12 protein-coding genes and 2 tRNA genes are annotated in these 13858 nt (G+C 67.9%); 3 read left to right on the top strand and 11 right to left on the bottom strand.

Annotated features, from left to right (window positions below; genetic code table 11):
• Positions 1-380: 380 nt before the first annotated feature.
• On the bottom strand, positions 381-2966 hold the full coding sequence (locus ACZ6R6_RS48485) for a valine--tRNA ligase (protein ID WP_470104226.1): 2586 nt from the start codon (positions 2964-2966) through the stop codon (positions 381-383).
• Positions 2967-3046: 80 nt separating this feature from the next.
• On the opposite strand from ACZ6R6_RS48485, the gene ACZ6R6_RS48490 reads away from it, so the two are divergent.
• Entirely contained in the window at positions 3047-3796 is a 750-nt protein-coding gene (locus tag ACZ6R6_RS48490) for a GntR family transcriptional regulator (protein WP_470104227.1), read from the top strand.
• A 176-nt stretch (positions 3797-3972) separates the two neighbouring features.
• Here ACZ6R6_RS48490 and clpX read toward each other — a convergent pair whose 3' ends face one another.
• The 5 genes from clpX to ACZ6R6_RS48515 form a co-directional block, all read right to left on the bottom strand.
• Positions 3973-5253 carry an ATP-dependent Clp protease ATP-binding subunit ClpX gene (gene clpX, locus ACZ6R6_RS48495; RefSeq protein WP_306866374.1) on the bottom strand — a complete coding sequence of 427 codons (1281 nt, stop codon included), beginning with the start codon at positions 5251-5253 and terminating at the stop codon, positions 3973-3975.
• A gap of 193 nt (positions 5254-5446) precedes the next feature.
• On the bottom strand, positions 5447-6091 hold the full coding sequence (locus tag ACZ6R6_RS48500) for an ATP-dependent Clp protease proteolytic subunit (protein ID WP_306866373.1): 645 nt from the start codon (positions 6089-6091) through the stop codon (positions 5447-5449).
• 11 nt (positions 6092-6102) lie between these two features.
• Complete coding sequence (locus ACZ6R6_RS48505) at positions 6103-6747, bottom strand: ClpP family protease (protein ID WP_370879703.1); 645 nt, start codon at positions 6745-6747, stop codon at positions 6103-6105.
• A 529-nt stretch (positions 6748-7276) separates the two neighbouring features.
• Entirely contained in the window at positions 7277-8671 is a 1395-nt protein-coding gene (gene tig / locus ACZ6R6_RS48510) for a trigger factor (protein ID WP_470104229.1), read from the bottom strand.
• 206 nt (positions 8672-8877) lie between these two features.
• Positions 8878-9744: a helix-turn-helix domain-containing protein gene (locus ACZ6R6_RS48515; protein WP_470104231.1), complete on the bottom strand. Its 867-nt coding sequence runs from the start codon at positions 9742-9744 to the stop codon at positions 8878-8880.
• Positions 9745-9987: 243 nt separating this feature from the next.
• Between ACZ6R6_RS48515 and ACZ6R6_RS48520 the strand changes: the two genes are divergently transcribed.
• Complete coding sequence (locus tag ACZ6R6_RS48520; RefSeq protein WP_470104233.1) at positions 9988-10497, top strand: ATP-binding protein; 510 nt, start codon at positions 9988-9990, stop codon at positions 10495-10497.
• A 33-nt stretch (positions 10498-10530) separates the two neighbouring features.
• Here the strand turns inward: ACZ6R6_RS48520 and ACZ6R6_RS48525 are convergent, their stop codons facing one another.
• Together ACZ6R6_RS48525 and ACZ6R6_RS48530 are read right to left on the bottom strand one after the other, a co-directional pair.
• Positions 10531-10746, bottom strand: coding sequence for a hypothetical protein (locus ACZ6R6_RS48525; protein WP_470104235.1), 216 nt, complete (start codon positions 10744-10746; stop codon positions 10531-10533).
• A 288-nt stretch (positions 10747-11034) separates the two neighbouring features.
• Positions 11035-11108 (bottom strand) — tRNA-Pro (locus ACZ6R6_RS48530).
• A gap of 89 nt (positions 11109-11197) precedes the next feature.
• On the opposite strand from ACZ6R6_RS48530, the gene ACZ6R6_RS48535 reads away from it, so the two are divergent.
• Positions 11198-11268: transfer RNA gene (locus ACZ6R6_RS48535), tRNA-Gly, on the top strand.
• 57 nt (positions 11269-11325) lie between these two features.
• Here the strand turns inward: ACZ6R6_RS48535 and ACZ6R6_RS48540 are convergent.
• The 3 genes from ACZ6R6_RS48540 to ACZ6R6_RS48550 form a co-directional block, all read right to left on the bottom strand.
• Entirely contained in the window at positions 11326-12534 is a 1209-nt protein-coding gene (locus ACZ6R6_RS48540) for a tyrosine-type recombinase/integrase (protein ID WP_470104236.1), read from the bottom strand.
• Positions 12534-12788, bottom strand: coding sequence for an excisionase family DNA-binding protein (locus ACZ6R6_RS48545; RefSeq protein ID WP_470104237.1), 255 nt, complete (start codon positions 12786-12788; stop codon positions 12534-12536). Before ACZ6R6_RS48545 ends, ACZ6R6_RS48540 begins: the two co-directional genes overlap by 1 nt.
• Positions 12785-13858: replication initiator (locus ACZ6R6_RS48550; protein ID WP_470104239.1), on the bottom strand; the 1074-nt coding region annotated here is incomplete at its 5' end. The genes ACZ6R6_RS48550 and ACZ6R6_RS48545, both read right to left, overlap by 4 nt.

Consider the following 13858-nt stretch of genomic DNA (forward strand, 5'->3'; position numbering starts at 1 on the left):
TCGCTTTCCGCGTCAGCCGTTCCAGACCCGCCGAACCCGCTAGGATGTCGACCGCTCCGCTTCCGGAGCAACCCTTCTAACTTACTCCGACATCCAGCTCTTGTCCAATCGTGCGGACAGACCCGGATTTGTCGGTTTCAGTTCAGAGGGGGGTGCAGGAGCTCGCCCTGCCTGAAGAACTCTAGCAGTCCGCCCGGGTTCCCATGACCCACATCGCGGTAACAACTAGGTCTTCCCTGCGTCAGGGACCTTCAAACGCGTGAGCCCGGAGCCACCGGCTCCGGGCTCACTGGTCCGACCCTGCGCCCGAGATGCGGCTCAGACGCACTTCAGGCGCCTGCTCAGCCGTGCGGACGCCCTCCGTGTCACAAGCGACGTGTTCAGCCGGCGGGGAGCGCCGCCAGCTGCGCGGCCAACCGCGTGATGTCCTGGTCGGCCTGGGCCGCCCGGGCCCGGACCTTGGCCACCACGTCGTCAGGCGCCTTCGACATGAACTGCTCGTTGCCGAGCTTGGCCGCCACCTGCGCGGCCTCCTTCTGCGCCACGGCGAGATCCTTCTCCAGGCGCTTGCGCTCGGCGGCCACGTCGATCGTGCCCGCGGTGTCGATCTCCACGACGATCCCGCCGACGTCGAGGCGGGCCGTGGCCGCGAAGGACTCCGACGGCTGGTCGAGCCGGAGGAGCGCCCGGACCGCCTCCTCGTGCGGGGCGAGAGCCGTACCGGTGAGCGACAGGCGCGCGGCGACCCGCTGACCCGGCTTGAGGCCCTGGTCGGAGCGGAACCTGCGGACCTCGGTCACCAGGCCCTGGACCGCGAGGATCTCCTCCTCGGCGGCGGCGTCGCGCAGCGACTCCTGGACCACCGGCCACGGCGCGACCACGATCGACTCGCCTCCGGTGACCGCCCGCCACAGCTCTTCGGTGACGAACGGCACCAGCGGGTGGAGCAGCCGCAGGAGAGAGTCGAAGACGTGGCCCAGCACGAGCCGGGTGTGCTCCTGCCCCGAGGCTATCTGGATCTTGGCGAGCTCCACGTACCAGTCGCAGACCTCGTCCCAGGCGAAGTGGTAGAGCAGATCGGAGATCTTGGCGAACTCGAACTCCTCGAAGGCCGCGTCCACCGACGCGACGATCTCCTGGAGCCGGGAGAGGATCCACCGGTCGGCCGCGGTCAGCTCCTCGACCGGGAGCTCGCCGACCGCCGCGCCGTTCATCAGCGCGAACCGGGTGGCGTTCCAGATCTTGTTGCAGAAGTTCCGGGAGCCTCCGGCCCACTCCTCACTGATCGCCACGTCGGAGCCGGGGTTGGCACCGCGCAGCAGCGTGAAGCGGGTCGCGTCGGCGCCGAAGCGCTCGACCCAGTCGAGCGGGTCCACCACGTTGCCGAACGACTTCGACATCTTCTTGCCGTACTGGTCGCGGACCATGCCGTGCAGGGCCACGGTCCGGAAGGGAGGCCGGCCGTCCATGGCGTAGAGGCCGAACATCATCATCCGGGCCACCCAGAAGAACAGGATGTCGTAGCCGGTGACCAGGACGGAGGTCGGGTAGAACTTGGCCAGTTCGGGCGTCTCGTCCGGCCAGCCCAGGGTGGAGAAGGGCCACAGTCCGGAGGAGAACCAGGTGTCGAGGACGTCCGGGTCCTGGACGTAGCCGGCGGGCGGCTCCTCGTCCGGGCCGACGCAGACGACCTCGCCGGCCGGGCCGTACCAGACCGGGATCCGGTGACCCCACCACAGCTGCCGCGAGATGCACCAGTCGTGCATGTCGTCGACCCAGTCGAAGTAGCGCTTGGCCAGCTCCGGCGGATGGATCTTCGTCTGGCCGTCGCGGACCGCGTCACCGGCGGCCTTGGCCAGCGGGGAGACGTTGACGAACCACTGGAGCGACAGGCGGGGCTCCACCACGGTCTTGCAGCGCGAGCAGTGGCCGACCGAGTGGAGGTAGGGCCGCTTCTCGGCGACGATGCGGCCCTGCTGACGCAGGGCGGCCACGACCGCGGGCCGGGCCTCGAAACGGTCAAGCCCCTGGAACGGGCCGTGCGCGGTGATCACACCACGCTCGTCCATGACCGCGAGGGACGGCAGCGAGTGGCGACGGCCGATCTCGAAGTCGTTCGGGTCGTGCGCCGGGGTGACCTTGACCGCACCGGTGCCGAAGGCGGGGTCGACGTGCTCGTCGGCCACGACCGGGATCCGGCGCCCGGTGAGCGGGAGCTCCACCTCGCGTCCGACGAGGTGCGCGTAGCGCTCGTCGGACGGGTGCACGGCCACGGCGGTGTCACCGAGCATGGTCTCGGCGCGGGTGGTCGCGACGACGATGGAGTCGTCTCCCTCGCCGTAGCGGATCGAGACGAGCTCGCCCTCGTCCTCGCTGTGCTCCACCTCGATGTCCGACAGGGCGGTCAGGCAGCGCGGGCACCAGTTGATGATGCGCTCGGCGCGGTAGATGAGCCCGTCGTCGAAGAGCTTCTTGAAGATCGTCTGGACGGCGCGGGAGAGCCCGGGGTCCATGGTGAAGCGCTCGCGCGACCAGTCGACACCGTCGCCGAGCTTCCTCATCTGGCCGAGGATCCGGCCGCCGGACTCTTCCTTCCACTGCCACACCCGCTCGACGAACGCCTCCCGGCCCAGGTCGTGGCGGGACAGGCCGTCCCTGGCGATCTCTCGCTCGACGACGTTCTGGGTGGCGATGCCGGCATGGTCCATGCCCGGCAGCCAGAGCGTCTCCTGGCCGCGCATGCGGGCGCGGCGGGTCAGCGCATCCTGGATCGAGTGGTCGAGGGCGTGACCGATGTGCAGGACACCGGTCACGTTCGGCGGAGGCAGGACGATGCTGTACGGCTCGCGTTCGCTGCTCGGGTCCGCGGCGAAGTGTCCCTCCGACACCCAGCGCTCGTAGCTCCGGGTCTCCACGTCGGCAGGGGTGTACTGGGTAGGCAGCTCTGGCGTCGTCACGGTGTCCAATTCTAGGGATGTCCGGGTGGTCGATGTCCCATGGCCACGAGAGTTGCAAGGTGTCTATACAGCTTCTAGCTTATTCATACATGTCTGCCCTTTATCGGCGACTTGCCGATGAACTGCGTGCCGGGATCGCGGACGGGACCTACCCACCCGGCTCACGGCTGCCGTCGGAGAGCGAGCTGGCGGAGCGGCACGGGGCCGCGCGCGGGACCGTCCGCCAGGCGTTCACCGTGCTGGCGGACGACGGGCTGATCTCCTCTCGCAAAGGCACCCGGCGGCTGGTGCTGCGGCCGGCCCCCGTGCAGAGCTTCGGCCAGCTGCACAGCTTCTCCCGGTGGGCGGCGTCGATCGGCCGGACGCCGGGCGGCAGGGTGGTGACGCTGGTCCGGCGCGAGCCGACGGATCTGGAGGCCGAGCGGCTGGAGCTCGCCCCCGGCGCCCGGGTCTACCACCTGACCCGCGTCCGGCTGCTGTCCGGCCGACCGGTGATGGTCGAGCGCACCGCCTACGTCGAGCGGGTCGGCGCCCTGGTCGGCGGGATCGCCGCCGAGGCCGGCACCGGGTCCGTCACCGCCCGGCTGGAGGAGCTCGGCGTGGTGTTCGCCCACGCCGAGCACACCGTCAGCGCGATCACAGCCGAGGCCGAGGACGCCCGTCTGCTCGGTGTCCACCCCGGCACCGCCCTGCTGCGCGAGCTCCGCCGTACCACCGACCCCGACGACCGCCCGCTGGAGTGGTCCGACGACCGCTATCTCGGCGACGCCGTCGCCTTCACCGTGCACAACTCGGTGCGGGCCAACACCCTCACCCGCTCGCCCGCCCGCCCGCTGTAGCCCCCGCCCTGCCGGCACCGGGACCGCCGGACGTCGAGGTGCCAGAGATGCCAGGAGAACTCGCCCCCGTCCTTCACCGGCCTGGCGGTCCCGGCGGCCGCTCACACCGGGCGGGGCCGGGAAACGGCGGCGCCCCCGCAGAGAGTCTCTGCGGGGGCGTCGGACGTGCGGGCGGATCAGGCGGACTTCTCCCGAGGCGTCCGCTGCTGCTTGTTGAGCTGGTCGCGCGGCACGAGCGTCGGGTTGACGTGCTCGAGCACCGACTCGCGGGTGATGACGACCCGCGCCACGTCCTGGCGGGAGGGCACCTCGTACATCACCGACTGGAGGACCTCCTCCAGGATGGCCCGCAGGCCACGCGCGCCGGTGCCGCGCAGGATCGCCTGGTCGGCGATCGCCTCCAGGGCGTCGTCGGTGAACTCCAGCTCGACGTTGTCCAGTTCGAGCAGGCGGCGGTACTGCTTGACCAGGGCGTTGCGCGGCTCGGTGAGGATCTGGATGAGCGCGTCGCGGTCGAGGTTGTGCACGCTCGTGATGACCGGGAGCCGGCCGACGAACTCGGGGATCATGCCGAACTTCAGCAGGTCCTCGGGCATGACGGCGCGGAAGATGTCAGAGGTGTCGACGTCTTCCTTGGAGTGGATGATGGCGTTGAAGCCGATGCCCTTGCGGCCGACCCGGGACTCGATGATCTTTTCGAGGCCGGCGAAGGCGCCACCGCAGATGAAGAGCACGTTGGTGGTGTCGATCTGGATGAACTCCTGGTGAGGGTGCTTGCGCCCGCCCTGGGGCGGCACGCTCGCCGTGGTGCCCTCCAGTATCTTCAGCAGGGCCTGCTGCACGCCCTCACCGGAGACGTCTCTGGTGATCGAGGGGTTCTCGCTCTTGCGAGCGATCTTGTCCACCTCGTCGATGTAGATGATGCCGGTCTCGGCCTTCTTGACGTCGTAGTCAGCGGCCTGGATCAGCTTGAGAAGTATGTTCTCGACGTCCTCGCCCACGTAGCCCGCCTCCGTCAGGGCGGTGGCGTCGGCGATGGCGAACGGCACGTTCAGCATCTTCGCCAACGTCTGGGCGAGCAGTGTCTTGCCGGAACCGGTCGGGCCCAGGAGCAGGATGTTGGACTTGGCCAGTTCGAGGCCGTCGTCACGCCCGCGCTCACCGGACTGCACCCGCTTGTAGTGGTTGTACACCGCCACCGAGAGCGCCTTCTTCGCCTGGTCCTGACCGATGACGTAGGCGTCGAGGAACTCGTAGATCTCCCTCGGCTTCGGCAGACTGTCCCACTTGAGCTCGGAGGATTCGCTGAGCTCCTCTTCGATGATCTCGTTGCAGAGATCGATGCACTCATCGCAGATGTATACGCCGGGCCCGGCGATGAGCTTCTTGACTTGCTTCTGGCTCTTCCCACAGAAAGAGCACTTCAGCAGGTCTCCCCCGTCGCCGATGCGTGCCACCCCAGATACTCCTTTGCGTGGGACCGCCCTGGCTGCCGCGGTCCGTTTCTTCCGACCGGTCCGATACCCGGTGCGGAAAGTCATCCCGCTCAGGTTTCGACGTTACCGTCTTCTGAGCCCTCAGTGAGCCCCCTAGCGGCGAGTCGCACCGGAACGTGCCCAATTGGGCACCGTTCCGGTGCGATAGGCCTCATTAAGAGGCTATGGCCTTGGCGAGCTTCTTGCGGGACGGGATGATGTCGTCGATCAGCCCGTACGCCTTCGCCTCCTCAGAATTGAGGATCTTGTCGCGCTCGATGTCCTTGCGGATCGCGTCGGGGTCCTTGCCCGAATGCTGGGCCAGGATCGACTCCAGCTGCGAGCGCATCCGCAGGATCTCCCGCGCCTGGATCTCGATGTCGCTGCCCTGGCCGCCGCCCTCGGTGGAGGGCTGGTGGATCAGGATGCGGGCGTTCGGCAGGGCGAAGCGCTTGCCCGGCGTGCCGCCGGCCAGCAGCACCGCCGCGGCGGACGCCGCCTGTCCCAGGCAGACCGTCTGGATCTCCGGACGGACGAACTGCATCGTGTCGTAGATCGCCGTCATGGCGGTGAACGAACCGCCCGGCGAGTTGATGTAGATGCTGATGTCACGGTCGGGGTCGAGCGACTCGAGCGTCAGCAGCTGCGCCATGACGTCGTTGGCCGAAGCGTCGTCGACCTGCACGCCGAGGAAGATGATGCGGTCCTCGAACAGCTTGGCATACGGGTTCATCTCCCGCATGCCGTACGACGTGCGTTCGGTGAAGGACGGAAGAACGTAACGGCCGTTGATGTCTCCCGGCCGGATCAACTCACTCACCTTGTGCCCTTTCAGGAGACGGCGCCCGAGGAGGGCACCTGTCGAGCGCTGCGCACGACCTGGTCGATGAAACCGTAGTCCTTGGCCTCCTCGGCCGTGAACCAACGGTCGCGGTCGGAGTCGGCCTCGATCTGGTCCAGGCTCTGACCGGTGTGGAAGGCGATGCGCTCGGCAAGGGTCTTTTTGACGTAGAGCATCTGCTCCGCCTGGATGGCGATGTCGGCGGCGGTGCCGCCGATGCCTCCGGACGGCTGGTGCATCATGATGCGGGCGTGCGGCAGAGCGTAACGCTTGCCCTGTGCGCCGGCGCAGAGGAGGAACTGGCCCATGGAAGCGGCCAGGCCCATCGCGACCGTGCACACGTTGTTCGGCACGTATTCCATCATGTCGTAAATCGCCATGCCGGCGGTCACCGATCCGCCTGGCGAGTTGATGTAGAGCCAGATGTCCCGGTCGGGATCGTCCGCGGCGAGCAGGAGCAGCTCGGCGCAGATTCGGTTGGCGATCTCGTCGTTGACCTGAGTGCCCAGCACGATGATGCGCTCACGCAGCAGCCGCTGGTAGAGCTGGTCTTCGAGCCTGAACGAGCCGTTCGACTGGCTCATCGACTCGGGCCCGGAGCCGGTCGGCTGGTAGAAGGTCGGCGGGCTGGTCACAGCGTCACCTTCCGATGCGTCGTAATCGATTGGCTTTGCTTGTGACCTTAACGCGCGCCGCCTACCGGACATGCCCCCTCCACGTGCTGTTCGCTGACGGCGCATGCTCATCACCCCGTATCAGACTCTTTCACGCGGCCCCTCGGATCCAGTTTCCGCCCGTGACCCCCAGCGTGTCGACACCGGTCCGACCCACGTGCCCAGCCCACGTGAGGACCGGTCCAGGGGGTGCCGTACGGCCCCGTAGGGGCATGGCCGGGGGCTCGCGGCCTCGGGGAGGGCCGGGCCCGAGGCGTCCGCCGGCTCTCGCTCCCTCCGCGGCGGCGGCCGGGCCTCTCGCTCCGGCCCGGACGGTGCCTCGCCCGGCCCGGACCGCGGCTCGCCGGGCCGGGAGCGGAGAAGCCCTCAGGGCCGTCCAGAGAATCGCTCGCCCCTGACCGCTCCCCGAGGTACGGCGGGGGGCGGAGACGACGGACGCCCCCCGCCGTGCTGGGCACGGCGGGGGGCGTCGGGTGCGTCGTGGCGGAGCCTACTTGGCCTCGGCCTCGGCCTCGGCGGGCTTGTCAGCCGCCTCCTCCGCGGGCTCCTCGGCGGACTCACCGTTGATCTCGGTGTAGATGGCCTTGAGGTCCACCTCGGTGCCGGCCTCGTCGGTCACCTTGGCCGCGTCGCCGATGAGGCTCTTGGCCTTGTCGCGGACGATCTCGACCATGGCCAGCGTGAGCTGGTCGTTGTCGGCGAGGTGCTGGGCGAGGGTGTTCGGGGCGACGTTCATCTGCATGGCGCGCTGCACCACGAAGTTGGTCAGCTCCTGCTCGCTGACGCCGAGCTCCTCGGACTTGACGATCTTGTCGAGGACGAAGCCGGTCTTGAGCGCCTTGGCCGCGCTCTCGTCGAACTCGGCGAAGCGCTCCTCCTCGGTGGTCTGGTAGAGGCGGAAGAACGCCTCCCTGCTCAGGCCACTCTCGGCGATCTGGTGCTCGAGGTTGTGCTTGCGGTTGTCGACCTCGGCCTTGAACGCGCTGTCCGGCAGCGGGATGTCGATCTTGGCGAGGAGCGCCTCCAGGGCGTTCTCCCGGGCCTGGATGACCTGCTCGATCAGCTTGTTGCGGCGGGCCTGCTCGCGGACGCTGTCCTTGAGCTCGTCGAGGGTGTCGAACTCACTGGCGAGCTGGGCGAACTCATCGTCGAGCTCAGGGAGGACCTTCTCCTTGACGCTCTTGATGGTGATGGTGACCACGGCCTCCTCGCCGGCGTTCTCGCCGCCGACCAGGTTGGTGGTGAACTCCTTGGTGTCACCGGCGGACATGCCGGCCAGCGCGTCGTCCAGGCCCTGCAGCACCGAGCCGGCGCCGACCTCGTAGGAGACGTCGTTGGCCTGCTGCTCCTCGATGTTCACGCCGTCGATCGCGGCGGCGAGGTCCATGACGACGTAGTCGCCGTTGGCCGCGGCGCGCTCGACGCCGGTCAGCGTGGCGAAGCGCTGGCGCAGGCCGTCGAGCTGGGCCTCGACGTCCTCGTCGGACACCTCGGCGACCGGGACGGTGACCTCGATGCCCTGGTAGTCGGGGACGTCGAAGTTGGGGCGGATGTCCACCTCGGCGGTGAACTCGACCTGCTCGCCGTCATCGATCTTGGTGACCTCGATCTCCGGCTGGCTGACCGGGAAGATGTCGCTCTCGTCGACGGCCTGGCCGTACAGCTTCGGCACGGCGTCGTTGAGGGTCTCCTCCAGCACCACCGCGCGGCCGAAGCGCTGCTCGATGATCCGGGCCGGAACCTTGCCGGGGCGGAAGCCGGGGACGCGCACCTGCTGCGCGACCTTCTTGTACGCCGCCTGCAGGCTCTCGCCGAGCTCCTCGAACGGCACCTCGACAGTGAGCTTGACCCGAGTCGGGCTGAGCTCCTCCACAGCGGTCTTCACGGGGTGGTCTCCTTGATCAAGCTTCGAGTGATCGCGGGCGCGTCAAGTCGTACGGCTACCGCGGCAAGCTCGCGCGCCGCGCCCACATGAGCGGCACCGGGCACAGCCGTCGAGATGCGAGATTAGGGCATGCTCCACTGTGGCGGGTGTCCAGCGCCGCTGGCCAGTCTAGGGCAGACCTACACCTCGGGGCGACCGCCGCTCGTTCAGTTCTCCTTGACGATGCGCCGCAGGATGTCGGTGGTCTCGCCCGGAGTGGTGCTCACCGCGCACAGCCGTTCCATGACCTCGCTGTAGCGGTCGACTTCCTCTCGTTTGTCGAGGTAGAGGGCGCTGGCGAGCTGCTCGACGTATACCACGTCGGGGAGCTCGTGATCCTGGAAGCGCAGCACGCTGAAGGCCCCGCCCTCGGCGCTGTGGCCGCCGAAGCTGAACGGCATCACCTGAATCGTGATGTTGGGCCGGCGCATGAGGTCGAGCAGGTGTTCCAGCTGCGCCCTCATCACCTCCGCGCCGCCGATGGGGCGGCGCAGCGCCGCCTCGTCGATGACCGCCCAGAAGAACGGCCCGTCGGGCCGGTTGAGCACCTGCTGGCGCTCCATCCGCAGGTCGACACGGCGTGCGATCTCCTCGGGGGCGATCCCGGCGCTCCCCGCGGTGATGACCGCCCTGGCGTATTCCTCCGTCTGGAGCAGGCCCGGCACGAACTGCACCTCGTAGGTGCGGATCCGGGACGCCGCCTCCTCCAGACCGACGTAGGTCTGGAACCACGAGGGCAGCAGGTCGTTGAAGCGGTGCCACCAGCCGGGCTCGTTCGCCCTCAGCAGGAGGTCCATCACCGCCGAGCGGGCCGCCTCGTCCTCCACCCCGTAGAAGGTGAGCAGGTCGGCGACATCGCGTTCGCGCAGGCCGACCCGGCCGAGCTCCATTCTGCTGATCTTGGATTCGGAGCCCCGGATGAGATGGCCCGCCTCTTCTCGCGACAGCCCCTTGGCCTCGCGCAGCCGGCGCAGTTGGGAGCCCAAAAGGATACGCAGAGCTGTGGGACCTGATCCCTGTTGAACCTGCGTCACTTCGCCTCCCTCTTCACTTGGGCCAGCGCACACAGTGTCACCACTTCCGGCCGCGATGACAAGGTCCCAACCCCGTGTCCGATTCGCCAACGTACTGTCATAACCGCCCATGCGGCTGCACATTGCAACTGCACGTGCATTTGGGTCTTGCAGCGGACGTTCCGGTGACCCATGATGGCCTAGTGCATATTGGGCTTATGGTGCACAGGCTCTGAAAACTCACAACTGGCACGGAGACTCACGATGACAGCGGGAGGTACCGGCAGGATGGTGGAGGAGCCAAAATCGGCTGCCGACTACCTGCAGGCGACTCGCGACGTCGGCTTCGACGAACTGCTCGCGGCCAACCACTCCGGCGCCACGGCGTGCCCGCTCCCCCGGCAGGCCGACTCGGTGAAGACCGCCCGGGATGTGACCCGTTCCACGTTGAGCGGCTGGGGATTGTCGGAACTGAGCGATGACGCAGCGCTAGTGGTTTCGGAACTGGTCACGAATGCGGTCCGTTACGCACTGTGCCCGGCCAGTCAGCCCGAGACCACCCCGATCACCCTGATGCTGCTGCACCTGTCGCCCCACGTGCTCCTGGCCGTGGCCGACCCCAGCAACGAGGTCCCCACCCCCAAGGAGCCGGACTTCATCTCCGAGAACGGCAGGGGCCTCTACATCGTGGAGACCTACAGCCAGTGCTGGGGCTGGGACCACCTCAACCGTGGCGGCAAGGCCGTCTGGGCCCTCTTCAGCGGCACCGTCTGACCCTCGCGGCACATCCTGCGCCAGCCGCCCGGCCTACTCCACGAGTTTGTGCAGGGCCATGGTGACCCCACCGGCCGCGCCGCAGCCGCTCAGGGCGGCCAGCGGGAGCGGGACGTCTCCCAGGACCAGCAGGGTGGCCGCGCCGATGCCGGCCACCAGACCGGTGGCGAGAATCACCGCGACCCTCAGGGAGATCAACGACGAGCGCTGGGAGCCGCCGGAGTCGGACGGCCCGCTGGGTATGGTCATGGACGGTTCCTCCGTGGAGTGGGCCGGACGGCTCCCCGTGCCAGCGGGGGCCGTCGCCGGTTGTGACGGCCGTACCGTTTCCCCTGCGGGGACCGGTCGAAGGTATCGACGACTTCCTGCCCGGATCGACCACGGGAAATTCATCGAGCGACACAACATTCGCTCTTTTGTTCGACTTCTTGACCTTGGGTATGCGCACCCGGGGAGCAGGACTCCTCTGACGGGTCACCCGGAAGACGAAGAGGCCGTTTCCGGAGATCGGAAACGGCCTCTGTCTGGCACTACGTGTCGGGGTGACAGGATTTGAACCTGCGGCCCCCTGCTCCCAAAGCAGGTGCGCTACCAAGCTGCGCCACACCCCGTCCCGCCGGGTACGCGCTCGCTCCGGAACTCCGGTACGATTACGCCCTGACGACCGGATGAAGTCTAGACCAGACTGACACCGGCTCGCGCGGACGTAGCTCAATGGTAGAGCCCCAGTCTTCCAAACTGGCTACGCGGGTTCGATTCCCGTCGTCCGCTCAGAATGGCGAAAGGCCAGGTCAACCGGCATCCGGAGACCTGGCCTTCTGCTTTCCCCTAAAACTTTATGATCTTTCGTGCCCGTGGCATGCCCGATGGCTTTTTGTGCCCGTCATCCCGCGCCTTTCTGAAGGCTTGCCCGAGCGCCCGCGCGATGGCCTCGTCCCGTTCCTTGCTCGCGTGCTGGTAGATCAGGGCCGCACGGGTGGAGGAGTGTCCCATCCGGGTCATCAACTCCTTGAGGCTTGCCCCGTTGGCCGCCGCCAGCGTGTTGCCGACATGCCGGAGATCGTGAAAGTGGAGATCGGGAAGGCCCACGTCCGTCTGCACCTTCCTCCAGATCCGGCGAAAGCCGGAACGCCGCAGCAACGCGCCCTTGGGCCCGACGAAGACTCGCCCGTGCTCCCCCGGCTCCGCGAACGTGTCGAGGTGCGTCCGCAGGTCGGGGATGATCTCCGGGGGGATGGAGACCACACGTCGACCGGCCCGCGACTTGGGAGTGTGGTCGATGAGCTGGCCGCCATCGAGTTCGGCCAGCGTGCCCACGACCCGCACCGCTCCCCCATCCAGGTCAAGATGAGTACGGCGGAGCCCGGCCAGTTCGCCCCACCGCAGGCTCGCGAAGGTGCCCAGGAGCACGAGCGCCCGGTATCGGGCGGGAACCGCATCCGCGATCTCCAGAACCTTGCCGATCGGGATCATCTCCCGTTCTGGCGTGTCCGGCATGCCGGCGCCCTTGATCCGGCACGGGTTACGGCGAATGCGCTCATCGTCCGCCGCCGTACCCATGATCGACTTGAGGAGTTGATAAGCCTTGGCCACGGTGGACTGCCCGACGACGCCGAGCCGTTCCTTGCGCCAGCGCCGTACATCGGCCTCTTTGATGTCGGCGAGGTTGTAGTTGCCGAAAGTCGGGGCGATGTGGTTCTTGAGCAATCCCCGGTACAGTTCCTCCGTCCGAGGCTTGAGCACGCGATCATCGATCCACTCGGCGGCGTACTGACCGAAGAGGACTTTCCCCCGCTCCGGGCTCATCCAGTCGCCCCGCTGGATCTCGGCTTCCTTCAGGACGAGCCACCTGTCCGCCTCCTTCTTGGTGGTGAAGGTCTCCGGGGCCGGGCGGTCCACGCCGTCAGGTCCGGCGTAGCGAGCCTGGAACCGCCCGGAGGGGAGCTTCCGCACGCGCCCGAAGCGCCTCTTAGCGGCCTTCTTAGCGCCGGAGCGCCGGGGGCCCTCTTCAGGGGTGGTCAGGACGGTTTTAGGCATTACGCGGCCCTCCTGGGACGTGTGGTGGTGATCGGCTCGACGACCCCGGCGGCGATGAACGCCTCAAGTGCCACTTCGGGAATGCGGACATTGCGTCCGACGTGAATGAAGGTGATCCGACGTTCTTCGATCAGGCGGCGAGGGAAGCGGACCGTGGTGTTGAGCCGTTCGGCGGCTTCTTCGACGGTGAGCAGCCGGCCCCGCGCCGACTCCGGGAGGAGCGAGACAGGTTCGTGTGTGGTCCTTCTTGTCACGCCGCCACCCCCAGGGCCGGAGTTGCCGAAAGATCCGAAACAGGTCTTCCGCCCGCTCTGGCCTGGAGTTCGAGCAGACGTGCCTTGGTGCGATGTCGGTTGGCGACGCCGCGCAGCAGCCGTTTAGCCAAGGGAGTCCGGGTCGGGTCCTTGGTGGAGACCGGCCGCCACACGTAGCGGTGCGGGTCGGTGGTGGTGTCGTCGGGCAGGCCGAGCATGTCGAGGACCCAGGCGCGGCGATCTTGCTTGTGTTCGCGGAGGGTCTTGTTCGACCACTTGCGCGAGACCAGGACCCGACGGCCGGCGTAGCCGAGGTGTTCGGCCTTGTGCGCCTTGCTCTTGCACCGGCCCGGGAGCATGCCGGGCTTGGCGCCCTTGGGCTGGATGCCATAGCGCAGCCAGTTCGCACACGTCGGCGAGCAGGGTTCGTAGCGCAGTGCCTCAACCATCCGGGCGGCGTGGTCGCGGCGGGCGGAGTTGTCGTCGGCGGGGTCGAGGGGGTCGCCGAGGCTCTTGGTGAGGTACTTGGTCAGGTAGCCGATGCGCTTGTGGGCGTCCGGCGAGCCGGCCACGATGCCCTGGACGTCGACCTGGGCACCGAAGCGGAGCACGTGCAGGGGTTCGGCGTCCTCGTCAGCGTCGAGCCGGTCGAGCGCCTGATCCCAGGTGGGCAGCAGTTCCCCGGTGGCCGGGTCGAGGTAGTCACCGCTCTGGCCGTCCGGGTAGGCGGCCCCGTCGGGGAGCTCGGCCCGTGTGCTCCAGACCGGCAGGTGCTCGCCGTCGAAGCGAACCTCATCCACCTGAGGCCACCACACCTGGTGGTAGGTGGCGGCGGCAATTTGCTTGATCTCGGCGCGGGGCAGGGTGCCGCGGATGGCCATGTGCAGGTGCGGCGCGAGCCGTTTCTGGGGTTCGACGGTGGCGAAGTATTGGACGTCGTAGCCGGCCACCCGGCGGAGGTTCTGCACGAAGCGGTCGACGAGCTTGGAGAAGTGCAGGGCGTCGCGGGCGGCGCGGGCGTAGTCGTAGGTGGCCGGGTCGACCGGCACGCCCAGGCCGGAGCGGATCTT

The organism is Streptosporangium sp. NPDC048886, assembly GCF_055586905.1.